The organism is Paenibacillus cisolokensis (assembly GCF_050481165.1).
Classification (GTDB): Bacteria; Bacillota; Bacilli; order Paenibacillales; family Paenibacillaceae; genus Paenibacillus_AH; species Paenibacillus_AH cisolokensis.
This window is the reverse complement of the sequence record NZ_JBCNFP010000015.1, coordinates 1-19,419: the sequence shown is the minus strand read 5'-3', so window position 1 is coordinate 19,419 and position 19,419 is coordinate 1. Positions and strand designations below refer to the sequence as shown.

At 63.5% G+C, this 19,419-nt stretch carries 16 protein-coding genes and 1 riboswitch; of the genes, 3 read left to right on the top strand and 13 right to left on the bottom strand.

Annotated elements, in window-relative coordinates; genetic code table 11:
• Nucleotides 1-71: 71 nt before the first annotated feature.
• Together ABEV74_RS02240 and ABEV74_RS02235 are read right to left on the bottom strand one after the other, a co-directional pair.
• A complete protein-coding gene (locus tag ABEV74_RS02240) occupies nucleotides 72-2,150 on the bottom strand; it encodes a HelD family protein (RefSeq protein WP_430143154.1) in 2,079 nt (692 codons plus the stop codon).
• Between the two features lie 137 nt (nucleotides 2,151-2,287).
• Nucleotides 2,288-2,575 carry a DUF1294 domain-containing protein gene (locus ABEV74_RS02235; protein WP_430143152.1) on the bottom strand — a complete coding sequence of 96 codons (288 nt, stop codon included), beginning with the start codon at nucleotides 2,573-2,575 and terminating at the stop codon, nucleotides 2,288-2,290.
• 133 nt (nucleotides 2,576-2,708) lie between these two features.
• Here ABEV74_RS02235 and ABEV74_RS02230 point away from each other — a divergent pair, with 133 nt between their 5' ends.
• Nucleotides 2,709-3,383, top strand: a complete 675-nt coding sequence (locus ABEV74_RS02230; protein WP_430143150.1) for a LysE family translocator — start codon at nucleotides 2,709-2,711, stop codon at nucleotides 3,381-3,383.
• Nucleotides 3,384-3,507: 124 nt separating this feature from the next.
• Here the strand turns inward: ABEV74_RS02230 and hrpB are convergent, their stop codons facing one another.
• Both hrpB and ABEV74_RS02220 read right to left on the bottom strand, forming a co-directional pair.
• On the bottom strand, nucleotides 3,508-6,114 hold the full coding sequence (hrpB, locus tag ABEV74_RS02225) for an ATP-dependent helicase HrpB (protein ID WP_213527780.1): 2,607 nt from the start codon (nucleotides 6,112-6,114) through the stop codon (nucleotides 3,508-3,510).
• 203 nt (nucleotides 6,115-6,317) lie between these two features.
• Nucleotides 6,318-7,271 (bottom strand): hypothetical protein, encoded by a 954-nt coding sequence (locus tag ABEV74_RS02220; protein ID WP_430143148.1) that lies wholly within the window; start codon nucleotides 7,269-7,271, stop codon nucleotides 6,318-6,320.
• A 405-nt stretch (nucleotides 7,272-7,676) separates the two neighbouring features.
• On the opposite strand from ABEV74_RS02220, the gene gluQRS reads away from it, so the two are divergent.
• Nucleotides 7,677-8,657, top strand: coding sequence for a tRNA glutamyl-Q(34) synthetase GluQRS (gluQRS, locus tag ABEV74_RS02215; protein WP_213527811.1), 981 nt, complete (start codon nucleotides 7,677-7,679; stop codon nucleotides 8,655-8,657).
• Between the two features lie 135 nt (nucleotides 8,658-8,792).
• Here gluQRS and cobS read toward each other — a convergent pair whose 3' ends face one another.
• From cobS to ABEV74_RS02185, 6 genes are all read right to left on the bottom strand, one after another.
• Entirely contained in the window at nucleotides 8,793-9,599 is an 807-nt protein-coding gene (gene cobS / locus ABEV74_RS02210) for an adenosylcobinamide-GDP ribazoletransferase (RefSeq protein WP_430143146.1), read from the bottom strand.
• Between the two features lie 107 nt (nucleotides 9,600-9,706).
• Complete coding sequence (gene cobU / locus ABEV74_RS02205; RefSeq protein ID WP_213527786.1) at nucleotides 9,707-10,318, bottom strand: bifunctional adenosylcobinamide kinase/adenosylcobinamide-phosphate guanylyltransferase; 612 nt, start codon at nucleotides 10,316-10,318, stop codon at nucleotides 9,707-9,709.
• Nucleotides 10,319-10,324: 6 nt separating this feature from the next.
• The gene (gene cobT / locus ABEV74_RS02200) at nucleotides 10,325-11,377 is read right to left on the bottom strand and encodes a nicotinate-nucleotide--dimethylbenzimidazole phosphoribosyltransferase (protein ID WP_430143266.1); all 1,053 of its coding nucleotides are present in this window, start codon (nucleotides 11,375-11,377) and stop codon (nucleotides 10,325-10,327) included.
• 30 nt (nucleotides 11,378-11,407) lie between these two features.
• Nucleotides 11,408-12,187, bottom strand: a complete 780-nt coding sequence (locus tag ABEV74_RS02195) for an ABC transporter ATP-binding protein (RefSeq protein WP_062492669.1) — start codon at nucleotides 12,185-12,187, stop codon at nucleotides 11,408-11,410.
• Entirely contained in the window at nucleotides 12,184-13,221 is a 1,038-nt protein-coding gene (locus ABEV74_RS02190; protein ID WP_430143144.1) for a FecCD family ABC transporter permease, read from the bottom strand. The genes ABEV74_RS02195 and ABEV74_RS02190 overlap by 4 nt, the downstream gene beginning before the upstream one ends.
• Nucleotides 13,222-13,226: 5 nt before the next feature.
• Nucleotides 13,227-14,273, bottom strand: coding sequence for an ABC transporter substrate-binding protein (locus tag ABEV74_RS02185; RefSeq protein ID WP_430143142.1), 1,047 nt, complete (start codon nucleotides 14,271-14,273; stop codon nucleotides 13,227-13,229).
• Nucleotides 14,274-14,518: 245 nt separating this feature from the next.
• Nucleotides 14,519-14,748: riboswitch (cobalamin riboswitch) on the bottom strand.
• Between the two features lie 197 nt (nucleotides 14,749-14,945).
• On the opposite strand from ABEV74_RS02185, the gene ABEV74_RS02180 reads away from it, so the two are divergent.
• Entirely contained in the window at nucleotides 14,946-15,386 is a 441-nt protein-coding gene (locus tag ABEV74_RS02180) for a FixH family protein (protein ID WP_062492666.1), read from the top strand.
• 277 nt (nucleotides 15,387-15,663) lie between these two features.
• On the opposite strand, the gene ABEV74_RS02175 is transcribed toward ABEV74_RS02180, so the two are convergent.
• From ABEV74_RS02175 to ABEV74_RS02165, 3 genes are all read right to left on the bottom strand, one after another.
• Complete coding sequence (locus ABEV74_RS02175; RefSeq protein WP_430143140.1) at nucleotides 15,664-16,347, bottom strand: sulfite exporter TauE/SafE family protein; 684 nt, start codon at nucleotides 16,345-16,347, stop codon at nucleotides 15,664-15,666.
• Nucleotides 16,344-18,608, bottom strand: coding sequence for a heavy metal translocating P-type ATPase (locus tag ABEV74_RS02170; protein WP_430143138.1), 2,265 nt, complete (start codon nucleotides 18,606-18,608; stop codon nucleotides 16,344-16,346). Before ABEV74_RS02170 ends, ABEV74_RS02175 begins: the two co-directional genes overlap by 4 nt.
• Nucleotides 18,609-19,010: 402 nt before the next feature.
• Nucleotides 19,011-19,419 (bottom strand): hypothetical protein (locus ABEV74_RS02165; protein WP_430143136.1); only part of this gene is annotated, 409 nt, incomplete at its 5' end.

Genomic DNA, 19,419 nt, shown 5'->3' with positions numbered 1-19,419 from the left:
TCGCATAGAGAAGCATGCCAGAGGGAACGCAGCAAAGCAAAGCGTCCGCGGCGATCGCATCGGCGCGCCGCTCACCCCCCGCTTACGAGACGGGTCAAACGGCCGCGGTAAAGCAGCTTCAGCCGGTGCAGCGCGCGGGTGCAGCCGACATAAAGCAGCTTGGCGTCCGCATCGCCGTAAGCCGCTTCGCCCGCGTCCGCCATGACGACCGCATCGAATTCCAGTCCTTTCGACAAATAGACGGGAACGACCGTCAAGCCGCCGCCGTAGGACGGTTGGCTGCTCTCCACGAGAGCCGCGTACAGCCCTCCGGCGGCCAGCCGCTCATAAAGCAGCGCGCATTCCCGAGCCGTACGGCCAATGACGACGATCGTCTTGTACCGGCCTTCCGCTTGCCAGCTTCGCACCGACTCCTCGACGGCGGCCAGCCAATTTTCCGGCTCCGTCCGTTCGATTTCCACCGGTTCGCCGCTGCGAAACACCGGAACGGCAGGGCGCACGCCGCCATCCATGCCGGCCAGCACCCGATTGGCGAACTCGATAATTTCCATCGTCGAACGGTAGCTTCGGTCAAGCTCGTAGTACTGCACGTCCTCGTCATCGAACAGCTCCATCTGCTCGCGCCAGCTGCGAACGCCGGCATAGCCGTGAATGCCTTGCTGCAAATCGCCGAGCACCGTCATCGACGGCCGCCGCTGGCACAGCTTCAGCGCTTCGATCCGAAAGGGCGAATAATCCTGGGCTTCGTCAATGACGATATGGTCGAACGGCGGCTGATCAAGTCCGTACAGCCGGATATGGATATAGGCGAGCGGAGCCAAATCCTCCTCGGCGGCAATGCCCTTCTTCAGGCGGGCGACGGTCTCGGTAACGATCCGTTTGTCGGGAATTGCCGCGGCGCGCTTTCCTTCGAACATCGTCCGGTAAGCTTGCGGCGCGGAGTAGGAGGGCATTTTCTTCACAAATGCGTTCAGCCGCGACAGCGCTTTGGAACGGATGCTGCGGTCCGTCCATTTCCGGTCCTTCAGCTCGGTTTCCAGCCATCGCCTTAGCCGGTTGACGAGCCGCTCGCGCTTGCGCATAATCGGCTCGGCCCCGTAGTCGGTCTCCGCCCATTGCCGCATCGTTTCCGGCTGCAGCCTCACCCCTTCGACCGGTTCGAAAGGCTCCTGCGGCACGAACGACGCCTCGATTTCCCGCAAGCGCTCTTCGACGAGCGCGACGAACGCCCTGCTCCCTTTCCACCGGCCCGAAGCGCTATCCAAATCCGCCGCCGAACGCGGCCGCTCGAACCAATCGTAAAGCGTATCGGCCGGGTCGGCGGCCCGAACCTCGTTGCGCAGCAGTTCGATCGTCCAATCCTCGAACGTCGTCTGCCGGATATCCCCTACCCCGAGCTCCGGCAGCACGCCGGATATATAATCGAGGAACATCCGGTTCGGCGCGAAAATGATCATGCGGCTCGCGCGGACCCGATCCGCGTACCGGTACAGCAAAAAGGCGAGCCGATGCAGCGCTACGGTCGTTTTGCCGCTGCCGGCGACGCCTTGTATGAATAGAACCTTGTTTTTGTCCGCACGGATAATCCGGTCCTGCTCCGCCTGAATGGTCGAGACGATGTCGCGCAGCTTGTTGTCCTTGTTCTCCCCGAGACGGTAAAGGAGAAACTCGTCCGTGACGAGGGCTTCGTCCTGTCCCCGCGTGTAGCTGTCCGCCATCCGGATCAGCTCGCCGCCGCGGATGACGAGATTCCGTTTCAGATGGACCGTACCGGTCACTTCGCCTTCCGGCGATTCGTACGAAGCGGGCCCGTCGCCGCCTGCGAACGAATAAAACATGCTTGCCACGGGGGCGCGCCAGTCGATCACGAGCAGCTCGTCCCGTCCCGGACCGGAAACGCCCGATTTGCCGATATAAAGCGGTACCGGCCGGTCCGACGACGCCTCCTGAAAATCCAGCCGTCCGAAATAAGGTTCGCGATACGCGGTTTCCAGTCTTTCGATCCGCTTCCCGCGCTGCACATCCAGCATCTGTTCGGTAAAATCGTCTCCGGTGTAACGGGGGCCGATCGCTTCAAGCTGCCGCCGGATTTCCGCCAATACGCCGGTCAATCGCTTCTTTTCTTCTTGATAGGCACTTTGAACGGGCACGTCAGTTACCTCCTAAGATTTGATCGAGCGAATTATAAAGCGAATGACCAATATAGCATAAATAGTTTCCCGTTTCAATATGTGGAAATGATGCTCGACAAAATCCCCGACTTCGTCCACAATGGTATCATTGGTGTTCAAATCGCGGCGGACGCGTACAGCAGCCAGCCGAACACGGCGATATTCAGCAGCAGGAGCGCCGGCACGCCGATGACGAAGCGCCGGTGCTTTGTCTTGTGGCGCCACTGCCGCATGCCGGCCCAGACGCCCGCAGCGCCTCCTGCGGCGCACGCCGCAAACAGCGTTTTTTCGCGGATTCGCCGCCGCTTCGCGCCGGCACGCCGCTTGTCGACGCCCATCATGACAAATCCGATCAAATTGACGATGATCAGATACGCGCTAATAAATGCCGTCCATCGGTTCAAGGTCCGCACTTCCTTCCTATGCTGCGCAATCCGCCGCTTCGTAGTCGAACCTGCGAACGGACGCGTTTACAAAATAGCGTTTATAGCGTTTGACAGAAATATGGCAACTTTGCAACACGGAGGTATTCGCCGCATGCTGCCATTGGAACAAATAATCGCCTTTCTCGCCGTTGCCGTCGCGCTGACGCTTATGCCCGGCCCGGACATTCTGTTCGTCGCCGCGCAGAGCGTCTCGCGATCCGCACGCAGCGGCATCGCGGTCGCGCTCGGACTGTGCACCGGGCTCATCGTGCATACGTCGCTGGCGGCGGGCGGCATATCCGCCGTCGTCCTGTCGTCGCCGGTCGCCTTCCGCCTCGTCAAGGCGCTTGGCGCGCTTTACCTCTTGTACTTGGCGTGGAAAGCCGTCTCCGGCATCCGGCGGAACGATGGCGGCGAAACGGCCGCTTCGCCGGCAACGCCGCAACCGGCGGCGGGCGCGGCGGAAACGGCCGGCGAAAGGTTGCCGGCGCTGTACCGGCGCGGCATCCTCATGAGCACGCTCAATCCGAAAGTGTCGCTGTTCTTCCTGGCGCTGCTCCCCCAGTTCGTCACGCCTGCGGCCGGCTCCGTGCCGCTGCAGATGATTCAGCTGGGGGCGCTGTTTATGGCGCAGGCTTTGGCCGTGTTTACCGTCGTCGCGCTGCTTGCGGGCCGGATCGGGCGCAGCCTCATGAACCGTTCCCCCAAATGGACGGCCCGTTTTGCGGTTGCCGAAGCGGTCATCTACGCCGGACTGGCCGTCAATCTGCTGCTGACCGGCAATTGAACGCTTGCGGCAATGGCGGCGGTCGTAGGTCGGCGCGGATGCGGCAACCCTGTACGGGTGTCGGCCCGGACGTTCGGTGCGGTCGGAGCCGGTTGTCCGCCCGCGCGTACAACATGGCCCCCGGTCAATGGTTGCCGCGCGGCTTGGCCCGGTTCGTCGGCGCCGCCGACAACGGATCGTCGGGCCATACATGCTTCGGATAGCGGCTTCTTAATTCTTTCCTTACCTCGAAATACGCTTCGCTCCAGAAGCTGGACAAATCCCGCGTCACTTGCACCGGACGATGCGCGGGCGACAACAGGTGCAGCGTCAGCGGCAGGCGTCCGTTGGCCAGCTTCGGCGTTTCCTTCAGGCCGAACAGCTCTTGCAATCGGACCGCCAATACCGGCGATTCGGGATCGCTGTAATCGATCGGAATGCGCGAGCCGCTCGGCACGGTGATATGCGTAGGCGCTTCGCGGTCCAGCTCTTGCCGCTGTCGCCAGGTCAGCATCCCTTCTAAAGCGTCGGCGAGCGCAACCTTCAGCACATCCTGCAGCTTGGTCGCCCCTTCGATATACGGACCGAGCCACTCGTCTAGCCGCGACAGAAGCGCCTCCTCGGATACGTCCGGCCAATCGCCGCCGAAGCGGCTCATCATCCGCATGCGGGCCAGCAGCTGCCGCGCCGTCTTCGTCCACGGCAGCGCTTCGAGTCCCGCTTCCTGCAATCCGCGAATAAGCGCCTTCCGAACCGATTCGGGATCGGGATGCGCAAGACGCCCTTCCTTCAGGACAATCGCTCCCAGCCGGATACGCCTGAGCGGCCTTACCGCTCGGGCTTCGCTGTCCCATTCCACGCTTTCCTCCGCCGCGATCGATTCGGCGCAATACCGTTCCAGATCCGCAGCCGATACCTCCGCCGCCAGCAGTATGCGGCTTTCCGTGCCGCTATCGTCCAACTCGGCGGCGACGATATATTCGGCCCGCGATAACGGCTGAGCGCCCGGCAGCACGGCTCCTCGCCCGTTCGCGAGCAAATACCGGCCGTCAGGCCGCCGCTGCGCGATCCGGTCGGGAAATGCGAAAGCCAGCAGCAATCCGACCGGCACGGCATCGGCGCCATGCGCGGCCGCGCCGGCGGCCGGCGCTCCGGGGCCGGCAGCAGCGGCGGACCCGCCGCTTGCCGCGCCTTCCGCCCGAACGATGCGATCCGCTGCCCGGCGCAGCTCGCGCGCTTCGGCCAACAGCCGTCTGACGGCGGCGGGATCGGCTCCCTGCGGCGGACTGCCGGTGCGCGCCGCGCGGCGGAGCGCGTCGACGCGCAGGCGCATGTCGGCGTTTCGTTCGCCGCGCAGCAGATCGCGGTCGCCGAGCAGCGCCGCGAGCTCGCAGGCGGCGTCCGCCCATCCGAGCGAATGGGCGCGCAGTATGCAGTGCGCAAGACGGGGATGGGTGCCGAGCTCGGCCATCCGGCGGCCGTGCGCGGTTGCCCGGCCGTCGGCATCAAGCGCACCCAACCGGCGGAGCAGCTCCCGCGCCTGCGCGAAAGCGCCGCGCGGCGGCGGATCGAGCCATTGAAGCCGCTCCGGGTCCGATACGCCCCATACGGCAAGCTCCAGCGCCAGCTGGGCCAGATCCGCTTCAAGCAGCTCGGGCGTACGCGCCTCCGGCAGCAGCGCATGGTCGCGTTCCGACCATAGCCGGTACACCGTTCCTGGGGCTACGCGGCCTGCCCGGCCTTTGCGCTGGTCGGCGGACGCCTGCGACACCGGAACGGTCTCCAGCCGCGACATGCCCGTGCGCGGCGAAAATCGCGGCACCCGCATCAGTCCCGCATCGATCACGACGCGTACCCCTTCCACGGTCAGACTCGACTCGGCTATCGAGGTCGACAGCACAATTTTGCGCCGGCCGGCCGCCGCCGGCGCGATTGCCGCATCCTGCCGTTCGGCAGGCAAGCTGCCGTACAGGGGCATCACCTCGACGGAAGAGGGCAGCCGCTCCGCCGAGAGCAGCGCCTCCGTCCGCCGAATTTCGCCGGCGCCCGGCAGAAAGACGAGAATATCGCCTTCGCGTTCCGTGAGCGCCCTCATCACGGCGGCAGCGACGTCGCGTTCCAGCGCACCGGCACGGCCGGCCCGGAAGTGCGGCCCGAATTCCGCTGTCCGTTCGGCCGATCGCCCCAGATAGATCGTCTCGACCGGAAAGGCGCGGCCGTCGCTTGCAATAACCGGCGCATCGCCAAGCAGTCTGGCGACCGGTTCCGCTTCGAGCGTCGCCGACATGACGACAAGACGCAGATCGCTCCGGAGCAGCGATTGCGCCTCCAGGCAGAGCGCCAGACCGAGATCCGCATGCAGGCTCCGCTCGTGAAACTCGTCGAACAGCACCGCTCCGACTCCTTCAAGCGCGGGGTCCTCCTGAAGCATGCGCGTCAGCACGCCCTCGGTGACGACCTCGATGCGCGTACCGGGTCCGACCCGCGTATCGAGCCTCACCCGGTAACCGACCGTTTCGCCCGTTTGCTCGCCAAGAGACCGGGCCATAAAAGCGGCGGCCGACCTGGCGGCGAGCCTTCTCGGCTCCAGCAGCAAAACGCGGCGGCCGCCAAGCCACGGCTCGTCCAGCATCATAAGCGGCACCCGCGTAGTCTTGCCCGATCCCGGCGGCGCCACGAGTACCGCGTTCGGCCCCGCCCGCAGCGCATCCCGCAAATCCGGCCATACATCGTCGATCGGTAATCGTTTCATGCTTGCCTTAGCTCTCCTTCGTGTCCTCTTCATCTTTGCCCCAGCCCGGCCGCGATCGTCCGTCCCGCCCCGATGTGTCGAGCGGGACGAGCGTTCGGCCCGGCTTCGATGTGTCGAGCGGGACGAGCGTTCGGCCCCGGCATTTGTCTTTTCACCGCACAGTGGCGATCAACCGCATGCGCGGCCGGGCTGCGGTCATGCCGTCAGTGCGACTCCAGCAGCTTTTCGCGCTCCCGCCTGACGGCAGCCGTCTCCTGTTCCAGACGTTGCACCTCTTCGGAAAGCCGCCGTTCCAGCGTCCGCAGCTGCGAAGCCTGGCGCTCCACCTGCTCGAGCGAACCGGTGATGCGGCCCTGCACGATCCAATCCGCGATCAGACCGTCGAAAAAATAATCGGCAAAATGGGAAAAGCCTCCCGTATCGAGCTGCAGATCTTCCGAAATATGGACGTCCTCCAGCTCTTTGCGCAGCCGGTGAAGCAGATGCTGCGCGTTGTGAATGTGAGTGTTTGCCTCGTCCATATGCGAACGCTTGATGGAGGTGGCGATCATCCCTCCCCCAAGCATGTCGTAGGTCCCCCAGTTTTTCGCCTTGCCCAAGCTTTCGGCCGCGTCGCGAAGCGCATGACCGAGCCGCCGCGCAGCATCCAGCGCTTCCTTAAGCTCCTTCAGCCGGCCGCCGGACTGCTCCATCCTGCGGTCAAGCTCCAGCAGCTGTTCGGCAGCCGGCGTCCCGCTTTCCCGCAGCAGCCGCTCCTTGCGCGCCATCAGCTCCCGGTACGTATTGTCCGCCCCTGCGACGGCCCGCAGCTCGGAACCGACTTCCGCCAGTTCACGCTTCAATTCCTCCGCCTCGCGCCGCGCTTCCTGCAGCTTGAGCGAGACGGCGAGAGCCTCCTGGCGCTCAAGCTCCAATTGCTCCTCCTTGCTGCGCAGCAGCGTATGGAACAGATTGGTCCAGGAAAGCCGGAGCAGCTTTTCCACATCCTCTTTCTCCATATCAAGTTCCACTTCGAGCTTGACAATGCGGCGTTCGGTTTCCGCCAAACGCGTTTGCAATTGTTCGCGGCGCCGCTCGGCCCGCGCCAGTCGATGCGCTTTATCCCGCCATTCGTCCAGCTCCCGGTTGATCCGTTCCATTTCCTCCAGTACCGCCATGTTCCCATCCCCTCTCCCGTCTTTCCGGATTTGACGCATATCTTTTAATACTGCCCGAACGGTTACGAAGTTGCAACTGTCTTCCGGACATTCGCCCCGACATGTATTTGACGGACATGTATGACGAACAAGTTCTCACTGAACATGTAATTCCCAACAGACCATTCCCAACATGTCTATTCAACACGTCTTTTCAAGTTCCATCACGTCTTCCCAATCATGTCCTTCCAACATGTCTATCCAATGTCTCTCCAACATGTCTATCCATTATGGAGCGGGCCGCCACGAGAGCCGCAGCAAACTTGCGCGGCCAGCGAGCGCCATGTTATGATACAACCTGCCAAACGACGAAAACGGCCGACGGGCAGGAACGAAGATCCTGTCCGTTTTGCGGCAAACGAGGAGATGGTGACGATGACGGTGCGCGGACGATTCGCCCCAACCCCCTCGGGCTTTCTGCATATCGGCAACGCCCGTACGGCGCTGCTCGCGTGGCTTCAGGTCCGCAAGGCCGGCGGACAATTTCTGCTGCGCATGGAAGATATCGACAAGCCGCGCTCGCGGCCCGAATATGCGCGCCAAATTATCGACGACCTGCGCTGGCTCGGCCTGGACTGGGACGAAGGACCGGATGTCGGCGGACCGTTCGCTCCGTATGTGCAGAGCGAACGCGAAGCGCTGTATGAAGAAGCGCTGTCCAAGCTCGATGCGGCCGGATTGCTCTACCCTTGCTACTGCAGCCGGGCCGAACTGCAGGCGATCGCCAGCGCGCCTCACGGCCTTGCGTCCGAAGGTCCGGCATATCCGGGAACATGCCGCGAACTGACCGCCGCCGAACGCGAAGCGAGGGCGGCCCGCAAGCCCCCCTCGCTTCGTTTCATGACGGATAACGCGCCGATCTTTTTTGAAGATTTGGCCGCAGGACGGCAATCGTTTCCCGGCGGGCCGGGAGGTGATTTTATCGTCAAGCGGGCCGACGGCATTTTCAGCTATCAGCTGGCCGTCGTTGTAGACGATGCCGCCATGGGCATTACCGACGTGCTGCGCGGCAGCGATCTGCTCGATTCCACAGCGCGGCAGCTCGTCCTGTTCGAAGCGCTCGGACTTGCGCCGCCGCGTTACGCCCATGTGCCGCTGCTGAACGGTCCGGACGGCAGACGGCTGTCCAAGCGGCACGGAGCCGTCGCATTGGCCGCGCTGCGCAGCGCGGGAACGAGCGCTGAAAACCTCGTCGGCTATCTCGCCTATTGGAGCGGCCTGCTCGATCGGCCGGAGCCGGTCCGCGCCGAGGAGCTCATTCCCGGCTTCCGCCTTTCACGCGTACCGAAGCATCCGGTCGCCGTTTCGGCGGACGTGCTGGAGAGGCTTGGCGGGGGGAAAGGCTGAAAATCCGGAAGCGGCCGTCGAATCGCCGTTTCCCGCTGTTTCCCGCCGTGCCTTGCTGGCAGGCCGGCGACCGGTCGGCAAGCCCGAGCCGTATTCAGCATGAAAGCCGCCCCTGCCTGCGGAGCGGCTTCTTCCTCATTGCGTCCATAGCACGGCGATTGCAAACAGCAGCGCCGCTTCTACCGCCTCGTTGATCGCGCCGTATGTGTCCCCCGTCAGCCCGCCCAGCCGCCGGCACAGCCAGCCGGCCAGCAGCCAGCTCACGAGCGCCCCGGTCGCTGCGGCGGCGAGCAAAAACAGAAGCGCGTCGGACAGCGGCCAGCCCGTCAGCCGGAATACCGGCAGCAGCAGCGCCGCCGCGACGATGAGCGCGCCAGCCGAATGGTGGCGGCCGGCATCGGCAAAATAGGCGGCCAGCCCTTCGTTCGGCCGGGCGGACGGCCAGCCCGCGATGGCGGCCCCCATCCATAAGCGGCTCAGCGCCGGAACGGCGATGAGGGCGGGGACGGCCGTTCTCCACGCGGGCGAAGCGACAAGCTCGGCCAGCACCGCGAACTTGAACAGCAGCAGCAAAACCGCCGCGATGACGCCCATCGCGCCGACGCGGCTGTCTTTCATAATGTCAAGCATCCGTTCGCGCGACCGCCCGCTGAACACGCCGTCGGCCGTATCCATCCAGCCGTCCAGATGGAGCCCTCCGCTCAATGCGACCCATAGGCCAAGGAGGATAACGGCCCCGGGCAGCGGCGGTACACCGATCCGGAGCAGATCGGCGCAGGCGGTAAGCAGCACCCCGATCAGCCAGCCCGCCGCCGGAAAATAGATAACGCTTCGCGCCAGCACCGGCCGCTCGAACGGCACCTGCCGCGGCACGGGCACCCGGGTTAAAAACTGTATGGCAGCAGCGAAACTTTGCGCGTGCCTCTTCACCAAATCGATCATGCCGAACAAGCACCCCCGTCAAAATCCGGCCTGCCGCGACGGCAGGCCGGATTCATGATCTGCAGACCGTTCGTCCATTTTCCTGGAATTGTCCCGCTCGGGTCATCCTATGTCTTTTCATCCGGGTTATCCCATTCTTCCAGCCGGAACGCCGCCGCTTTCAAGTCGATCGGGATGCCGGCCACGACGAGAAAGATGCGGCCGCATACCTCGGCAAGACGGCGATTTACACGGCCTGCCGCGTCGCGGAACTGCCGCCCGAGCGGATAGGCGGGAACGATACCGCTCCCGACTTCGTTCGTCACCAGAATAAGCGGAACCGCGCTTTGCCGCACGACAGCAGCCAGCTGCTCCGCGAGCGCCGCCAGCCGCTCCTCCGCTTCCGCCGCGCCCTCGCCGTCCGCCTCCAGCCGCAGCAGCCAGTTCGACAGCCACAGCGTCAGGCAGTCAACGAGCACGACCGTGTCCGGTTCGGCAGACCGGGTTATTTCGTCCAGTCTTTCGGCAAGCGCATACGGCACTTCGACGGTTTCCCACGGAAATCCGTCTTCGTCGCGCTGACGGCGATGACGCCGAATCCGTTCCGCCATTTCGTCGTCCAATGCCTGGGAGGTCGCGACATAGATGCCGCGGCGGCCGAGTCTGGCCGCCAGCCGCTCGGCGAACGAGCTTTTCCCGCTGCGCGCACCGCCGGTTACGAGCACCGTTTTGTTCTCCATGCCGCATCACCCCCTGCTGACGCCCGCGCTTTCGAATGTCGCCATCTCCTGCATCAGACGCAGCGATGCGTCGACCAGGTGAAGGCTGAGCACCGCGCCCGTCCCTTCGCCGAGCCGCATGTCGAGATGCGTCATCGGCGACAAGCCGATCGCTTCCAGCAGCGGGCCGTGGCCCTGTTCCCGGGAAAGATGGGAAGCGATCATATAATCGGCCGCCGCAGGGGCCAGCCGGACGGCCGCAAGCGCCGCTGCCGACGAAATATAGCCGTCGACAACAACCGGACGGCGGCACGAGGCGGCGCCGAGAATCGCTCCCGTCAAGGCGGCGATTTCCAGACCGCCTACCTTCGCCAGCACGTCGATCGGATCGGAGGCGTCCGGTTTGTTTCGTTCGATCGCCCTCCCGATGACGGCGGCTTTATGCTTCCGCCGCTCTTCGTCGATGCCGGTGCCGCTGCCGGCCGCGCGCTCCGGCGGCATTCCCGTCAGAACGGAAACGATCGCCGCGCTTGCCGTCGTATTGCCGATGCCCATTTCGCCGGTCACAAAAATGCCGTAGCCTTCCTCCGACAGCCCGGCGACGAGCTCCATCCCCGCCAGAACGGCGCGCAGCGCCTCTTCCCGCTCCATCGCGGGACCTGCGGCCATATTGGCCGTTCCGCGGCGCACTTTGCGATCGATCAGACGGGGATGGGACAGATCCGCATTGACGCCGACATCGACGCAGAAGACGTCGGCTCCGGCCTGCCGCGCCAGCACGTTGACCGCCGCCCCTCCTTGGAGAAAGTTCAGCACCATCTGCGGCGTCACTTCGGGCGGAAAAGCGCTGACCCCTTCTTCGCAGACGCCGTGATCCGCCGCCATGACGAGCACCGCCCGGCGCGAAACGTCCGGCCACAGCTTGCCGGTCATCCCTGCAAGCCGCGCCGCCAGATCCTCCAGCTTGCCGAGGCTGCCCGGAGGCTTGGTCAGCCGGTCGGAATGACGGCGCGCCGCCGCCGCGGCATCCTCGTCCGCAGGCCGAATCTGCGCGATGCGTTCGCGCAGCTGCCGTTCCATCTGCGTTACATTTTCACTGGTCACGAAAGATCATCCTTTCATCGTCTGCAGCAGCACCTGCGGCGCCCCGGTCCCGGGATGGGCGATAATGGCCGCTTCCGTGCCGTATACCCGCTTCAGCATATCGGCCGTCAACACTTCGGACGGCGTTCCGAACGCGACAACCTTCCCTTCGTGCAAAACGAGCAAATCGTCGCAATAAAGCGCGGCCAAATTCAGATCGTGCAGCGCCGCGACCGCCGTCAGCCCCCGGCTGCGCTGCCATCTGCGCACGGTGTCGAGCAGTTGCACCTGGTAGCCGATATCGAGATAAGTGGTCGGCTCGTCGAGCAGCAGCAGGCGCGGCTGCTGCACCATCGCCTTGGCCAGCGCCACCCGCTGGCGCTCGCCTCCGCTCAGCTGATCCATCCGCCGGTTTTGCAGGCCGAGAAGGCCCATCGTCTCGAGCGCCTCGTCGATAAGCGCGGACGGGTCCTCCTTCTCCTCTCCCAGCCAGTTTTGAAACGGATAGCGTCCCATCGCGACGATTTCCCGTACCGTAAACCCGGCCGGGGGCAGGCCGCCCTGCTGCAGCATTGCGATCCAGCGCGCCGCTTCCTTGCGCGAGTAGCGGTCGGATCTTCTGCCGTCCAGCAGCAGTTCTCCCTCATCCGGCGTCTCAACGGCGGAAATGAGCCTGAGCAGCGTCGACTTGCCGGCGCCGTTCGGACCGATGATGCCGTGCAGCCCGCCGCCCGCGAGCGAAAAGCTGAGCTCCTTCAGCACCTGTACGCCTTGCAGCCGGTAACTGACGTTTCGCGCTTCGATCATGAAGCTCCCTCCTGCAGCATTTTGCGTCGGTAGAGCAGGTAAGCGAAGAACGGCGCGCCGATCAGCGCCGTGACGACGCCGAGCTGAATTTCGCGCGGGCTGAGCGCCGTGCGCGCAAGCGTATCGGCCCACAGGACGAAGATGCCGCCGCCGATGGCGGACAACGGAATGAGCACCCGGTAATCCGGCCCGACGAGAAGCCGCAGCAAGTGGGGAACGACAAGGCCGACGAAGCCGACGACGCCGGAGACGGACACGGCGGCGGCCGTCAGCAGCGTGGACGTCAGCAATACGACCAGCTTCGTCCGCTCGACCCGCACGCCCAAATGCGCCGCATGGCGTTCGCCGAGAACGAACAGATTAAGCGGCTGGCCGTACAAAATGAGAACCGGCAGGCAGACGGCGAGAAACGGCACGAGCAGATAGACGTACTCCCAGCTGCGCATCGCCAGACTGCCCATAATCCAGAACAAAATCTGATTGACGGTATCCTGCGACAGCGATACCATGAACGACACGAACGCCCCGAAAAACGCCTGCAGGACGACGCCCGACAAAATGAGCGTTTCGACCGCCATCGCTCCTTTCGTACGCGCGAGCCAGAACACGGCGGCGAGCGTCAGCGTTCCCGTCGTAAAAGCGACAGCCGGAATCGTCCAGATTCCGAATGCCGTCTGCAGACCGAGCAGAATGAGAAACGCCGCGCCTACCGAGCTTCCGGACGCGACGCCGAGCGTATACGGATCGGCCAGCGGGTTGCGGAGAACGCCTTGAAAGCCCGCCCCGGCAAGGGCCAGACAGGCGCCGACGAGAATCGCCAGCAGCACCCGGGAGAGCCGGATTTCCGTCACGATCGCCATTTCGCCTTCCGACCACGTTCCGCCCCCGAACTCAAGACCGGTGAACCGGTACAGCAAAATGCTCCATACATCGCGCAGCGAAATGCCTGCCGAGCCGATGGACAGGCTGACGACGACGGAAACGGCAAGGAGGAGTACGCCGACTCCTCCGTATACCAGCAATTTGCGTTTCATGTTGTTTACGAGAACAGGTCGGGATGAATCGCCTTCGCCAGCTCCAGCAATCCGTCGGCCAGTCTCGGCCCGACCCGCACGAGCGGATCTTGCGGGACTTCATAAAGCCGATCATGCTTGACGGCGTCGATCGCATCCCAGCCGGGGCGGCTCTCGATGCCTTCCAGTATCGGGTTCGGCTCAACATTCAAATCGGGATAGATAATAATTTCCGGATTCTGCTGCACGACGCTCTCGGGCGTAATTTCGAACCAGCCCGGCTGATCGCCCGCCACGTTGACGCCGCCGGCAATCGTCAGCAGCTCATCCAGAAACTCGCCCTTGCCGACCGACCAGCCCGGCGAAAATTCCAGATAGACCTTCGGACGCGGCGCATCTTTTACCGCTTCGGCCACTTGCTCCTTCACTTCGCGCATGTGCGCGGCAACCTCGCCGGCCTGCTCCTGGGCGTCCACGATTTCGCCGATTTGTTCGATTTTCGCGATGACTTCATCATACGTTTTCGGATCGGTCGCGTAAACCTTCAAGTCAAGCTTGCGGAGCTGCTCGATCGCCTGACCGTTCATCCCCGAGGAAGCGACGACCAGATCCGGATTCAGCGCCGCAACCGCTTCGATATTCGTCGTCATGTCGCCGATCTTCGGCTTGTCCAGCGCTTCTTCCGGATAATTGCTGAACTCGTCCACCCCGACGACCCGGTCCCCGGCGCCGATCGCGTACAAAATTTCCGTTTCGCTCGGTGCGAGTGTTACGATTTTCTCCGGCGCTTGCTCAAACGTCAGCTCTGTTCCGGTACCGTCCGTCACCGTGAGCGGATAAACGGTCGCCTGGGCGCTTTCTTCCTCTTCAGCCGGCGCCTCCTGTCCCTCTCCGGCTTGTCCGTTCGTCGATTCCCCGGCGTTCTGCGTCTCGCTTTGCGTCTCGTTCTGCTCCGTGCCCGCAACCTCCGGCGCGTTTTTGCCGGTCTGGCCGCAAGCGCCCAAAACGAGCATTGCGGCGACGGCCAGCAGCGTAAGCCAGCGGGCAAACGATGTGTTACCTGTTTTCAGCATGCTTCCTTCACTCCGATACCCAAAATAATGTTTCGATTCTTGAAAATAATGACCGTGATTCACGACCGCAAACCATCTTGCGGGGATTGCTGCCGGCAGCCCCGGCTAAAAATAAAAGCATTCCCGACAACATGTGTCAGAAATGCTTTCTGTCCGGCGTTCAGCGCCCGCGGCGTCCGAGCAGCCGCATTACGCAAACGGCAAGCCGCTCCGATTTCCAACACCTCCCTAAATCCACGTAGGTTTCAGCGTCGATAAAACAGGCAGGTCTCCTGACTCGAAGCTTGACCGCATTCACAGCCTTCCCAGATCGGCCGATCCAGTGGCGCGAAAATTGAATGCGATTGCCGCATCCGCTAGCGGGGCGGCGCTTCTTACAGTGGCGGGTCCGTGCCGGATTTGCACCGGTCTTCCCTATTAAGCCTGGAAACGTCCGGAGCGGGGAATCGCGTTCGCCCTTTCCGGCCTTTCCGGCACCTGTTTCTCCATATATGCAATTTTTGCATTAAACGCAGTAGTAACTATATCACGACGCATGCGGAATGTCTATCCTCTTTTCACCGGCTGTGCGCTCTGCGGGAATATCCGCGCCGAAGCCGGCATACGTAACTGGTAACGGCCGGATTGGGCGTATTTTGTCCGGTTCATCGGCGAACAGGAGGGCAATCTCGTATGGGTTTGGACAGACGCAAATCCCGCTATTGTCGGTGGGCGGCGGGCATACTCGCCGGGACGGCGCTGCTGATCGGAGCGGTCTGTTACGCCGGCGCCGGAGACGAACCGGCCCCGGCGGCGACGACGCATATCGGCGACGGCTGGCAGGCGGAATGGACGATCGGCCCGTATCCGGCAAAGGCGCTTCAAGAAAGTCGCTTTACCGTCAAGCTGGCCGATGCGGACGGGCGGCCGATTCGCTCGGCCGACGTTTCCGCCGAACTGGATATGCGGCATATGGGCTGCGGAACCGTTTCATTCCGGTTGAAGGAAACGGCTCCCGGCGTCTATGAAGGAACCGGCTATGCGCTGATGCCGGGGACTTGGGAAGCGAGTCTGACGGTTGACGCGGCAGACCGCTCGTTCGACGTGAACCGGCAGTTCGCAGCCGTCCGGTAACGAAGAAGCGAGCGCGTTGCTCCTGGCCGCATTGCCTGGTCGTGCTGCCTGGCTGTGTTGCTTAACGCTGTCTGGCTGCGTTGCTTAACGCTGTCTGGTTTGCTTAACGCTGTCTGGCTGCGTTGCTGGTCGCGTTGCTTGGCCGTGTTGTCTGGACGAGTTGTCTCGCGCAGCTCGACAAACACGCACGGATATGGGCCGTCGGCGAGAAGCGCGTCTTTTTTACGGCGCGCTTCCTTGCGCTGATGGCGGAGCCGGGAATCGTCCCGGCTTTTCGCTACCACAGCCACGGCGTCAAGGTCGGCACGACGCCGTTCGCCGCCAGCCCGCGCATGATGGACAGCGTGCCGACGATGACGGCGGCTGCCGTCGCCCCGTACCGCATCATCCGTCGCCAGCGCTTGCCGGCGTATGAAGCCAGCCACCCCGCCGCGGCAAGCGCGGGGAACGTCGACAGGCCGAACAGCCCCATCACCAGCGCTCCTTGCCACCATACCCCCGAAGCGGCCGCGTTCATCTGCATCGCATACGTCAGCCCGCAGGGCAGAAAACCGAAGGCGAACCCGGTGGCCAGCAGATGCGCGTCTTCAGCCGCCGACCGCCGTTTTTTCCCGCCTGGGCGAAGCCGCCGCGACAAAAAGCCCGAAACCCGCCGCAGCAGCGGCAGCTGAAATTTTCGCCATAGCCACAGCAGAACGAAGCAGCCGCCGACGATCGACGCGGCGCCCTGAACGCCGGCAAGCCGGCCCGCCAGATCCAGAAAAGATCCCGCCGCGCCCATTGCGGCGCCGAGGAGCGTATACGAGAAAACACGGCCGCCGTTATACAGCAGCAGCACGCGGCGCGCCGACGCCGAGGACTGGAGCGCGACCGACGAAACGATGCCGCCGCACATGCCGATGCAATGCGGCGCGCTGAACAGGCCGGTCAGCATGACGCTCCCCCATTGCGCCGCGTTCACGGGCGTTCCTTCCCGGCCAGTCGTGCAAGCCGGGGACCGAGCCGGAGCGCGTTGCCGACGACGGATACCGAGCTCAGCGCCATGGCGGTGCCGGCCATCCAAGGCTTGAGCATGCCGCAAGCGGCAAACGGGATGATAACCGCGTTGTACGCGAAAGCGAACGCCAGATTTTGGCGGATGTTGCGCATCGTCAGCCGGCTGATCGCCAGCGCGTCGCCGATGCCGGTAAGCTGCGACCGCAGCAGCGCGATATGTCCGGCCCCCATCGCCGCATCCGTGCCGTCGCCCATCGCGAATCCGACATCGGCGGCCGCCAGCGCCGGCGCATCGTTCCAGCCGTCGCCGGCCATGCCGACGCGCCGGCCTTCCGCCCGCAGTTGCTCGATCAGCCGCAGCTTCTGAGCGGGCAGCATCGAATGGCGGACATCCGCGATGCCCGCTTCCCGGGCCGCCGCCAGTGCAGGAGCTTCGCGGTCGCCGGTGGCGAGCACGACCGCAAGTCCCGATCGCCGCAGCCGGCGCACCGCGCCGCGGGATGACGGCCTGACCGGATCGGCAAAGGCGAGCGCTCCGACCGCTATCCCGTTCTCGGCCGCATACAGCACCGTCTCGCCGCTCCGCTCCCTCTCGGCCGCAAAGGCGGCAATGCGCTCGTCTTTCGCCCATCCCTGCTCGTCGGCCATGGCGGCATTGCCGACGGCGAACCGCCGGCCGTCCACCGCCGCCTCCACACCCCGCCCCGGCAGGAAGCTCGCGCCCGCGGGCTTGGGCGGTACGAGGCCGGCGGCGGCTGCCGCCTCGCGAATCGCCCTGGCAAGAGGGTGCGCGGAGTCCGCTTCCGCCGCCGCCGCATTGCGGAGCAGCGCGGAACGGGAGCCTTGAACAGCCAGCATGCCGGTCAAGCGGGGCTTGCCCTCGGTGACCGTTCCCGTTTTGTCGACGACGATGGCGTCCAGTAGCGCCAGCCGCTCCAGCGCGCCCGCTTCCTTCACGACGACGCCCTGCCGGGCCAGCTTGCCGGAAGCGATCACAAGAGAAATCGGCGTCGCCAGGCCGAGCGCGCACGGACAAGCGGCCAGCAGCACGGCCAGCGCGCTCATCATCGCCCGTTCGCCGTCGCCGGGCGCGAGCCAGACATACCATGCGGCGAACGTCGCCGTCGCCAACATCATCATGAGCGGCACGAACCAGCCGGCCAATTGGTCGACCTTGCGCTGAATCGTCGTCTTCGAGGATTGCGCCTGGCGGACGAGCGCATAAATCCGGCTGACCATCGTTGCTCCGCCCGCCGCCCGCGCGCGGATGCGCAGCTGACCGGAAGCGAGCGTCGTACCGGCCCATACGGGGTCGCCCGGCGCTTTGTCCACGGGCAAGCTTTCGCCGGTCAGCATCGCTTCGACGACGCTCGCTTCGCCTTGCGTCACGATACCGTCGACGGGAAGCGGCTCTCCTTCCCGGACCAGCACATCATCTCCCGGCCGCACTTGATCGGCGGGAAGGCGGAGCTCTTGTCCGGCGCGAATGACCGTCGCTTGCGATGCCGCCGTTCCGCCGCTTCCCCCCGCCTCGCGCAGCGCGCGGACCGCGGCCGAAGACTCCAGCAGCTTGCCGAGCAGCACGGCCGTAATGACGACAGCCGATGTCTCGAAGTAGAGCGGCTGCTCCGCTCCGCCGCTTGCGGCGCCGCGAAACAGCGTGTAATGGCTGTGCAGAAAAGCGGCCGACGTGCCGACCGCCACCAGCACATCCATATTGAACACTTTCTCCCGAATGGCGTTGTACGCGCCGAAATAAAACGGCAATCCGACAACGAACTGTACGATCGCAGCCGCCCCTAGCTGAAACCACCCATTCATGAACAGCGCCGGCACCGGCATGTCCTGCAAAAACGAATAATGATGGGCCATCGCCCACATCAACGGAAGCGTAAGCGCGGCCGATACGGCGAATCGCAGCCGCAGCGCGGCCGTCTCCCGCTCCGGATCGTCCTGATCCGGCGGGGCGGCTTCGAAGCCGAGCTCCCGTATCCGGTCGACGATCCGTTCCGCTGTGGCCGTGTCCGGAGCATAACTGATCCACGCCGTCCGGGCGGCATAGCTGACCGAAACCCGGTGTACGCCCGGCAGCCTGCCGACCGCCTTCTCGATGCGGGCGGCGCAAGCGGTGCAGCTCATCCCCTGTATGCGCAAATCGAGCGATTCGCTCATCCTTTCCGGCCCGATCGATCCGTACGATAGTTTCCGGTATGCTTCGTCGTTCAATTTCTCCCCGCCTTCCTGACCGCGTCGTAACCGTTCTACGCTCATATATATGGCGGATAAGCCGTTCGCATGCCGGAGGCAAGAGAGGCTGAAGCTCCGAAGTTATTCTATTATGGCCGCGGTCCCGTTAACGTTCTGCAGTCTCGCTCTTGTTTTGTAACTTTTGTAGCCTCGTTATCGTTTTGTAGCTTTTGTAGCCTCGTTGTCGTTTTGTAGCCTCGTTATCGTTTTGCCACCTCACTATCGTTTTGCCACCTCGCTCGTTTTCTCTTCCCGAAATCCATTCCTCCTTCGCTCGAATTTGAACCTTCCTTTCGGACGTTCCGGCCGAAATAATTGCACTTTGTGCAACCAACCGCCGCTGTAGCTTCTTTTTCGGCCATTTCATTGCACAACGTGCAACTAAAATCGAATTTGTGACCACCTTTCGGACGTTCCGGCCAAAATAATTGCACTTTGTGCAACCAACCGCCGCTGCAGCTTCTTTTTCGGCCATTTCATTGCACAACGTGCAACTAAAATCGAATTTGTGCCCCTCTTTCGGACGTTCCGGCCGAAATAATTGCACTTTGTGCAACCAACCGCCGCTGTAGCTTCTTTTTCAGCCATTTCATTGCACAACGTGCAACTAAAATCGAATTTATGCCCCTCTTTCGGACGTTCCGGCCAAAATAATTGCACTTTGTGCAACCAACCGCCGCTGTAGCTTCTTTTTTCAGCCATTTCATTGCACAACGTGCAACTAAAATCGAATTTGTGCCCCTCTTTCGGACGTTCCGACTGAAATAATTGCACTAGCGTTGCATCAAAC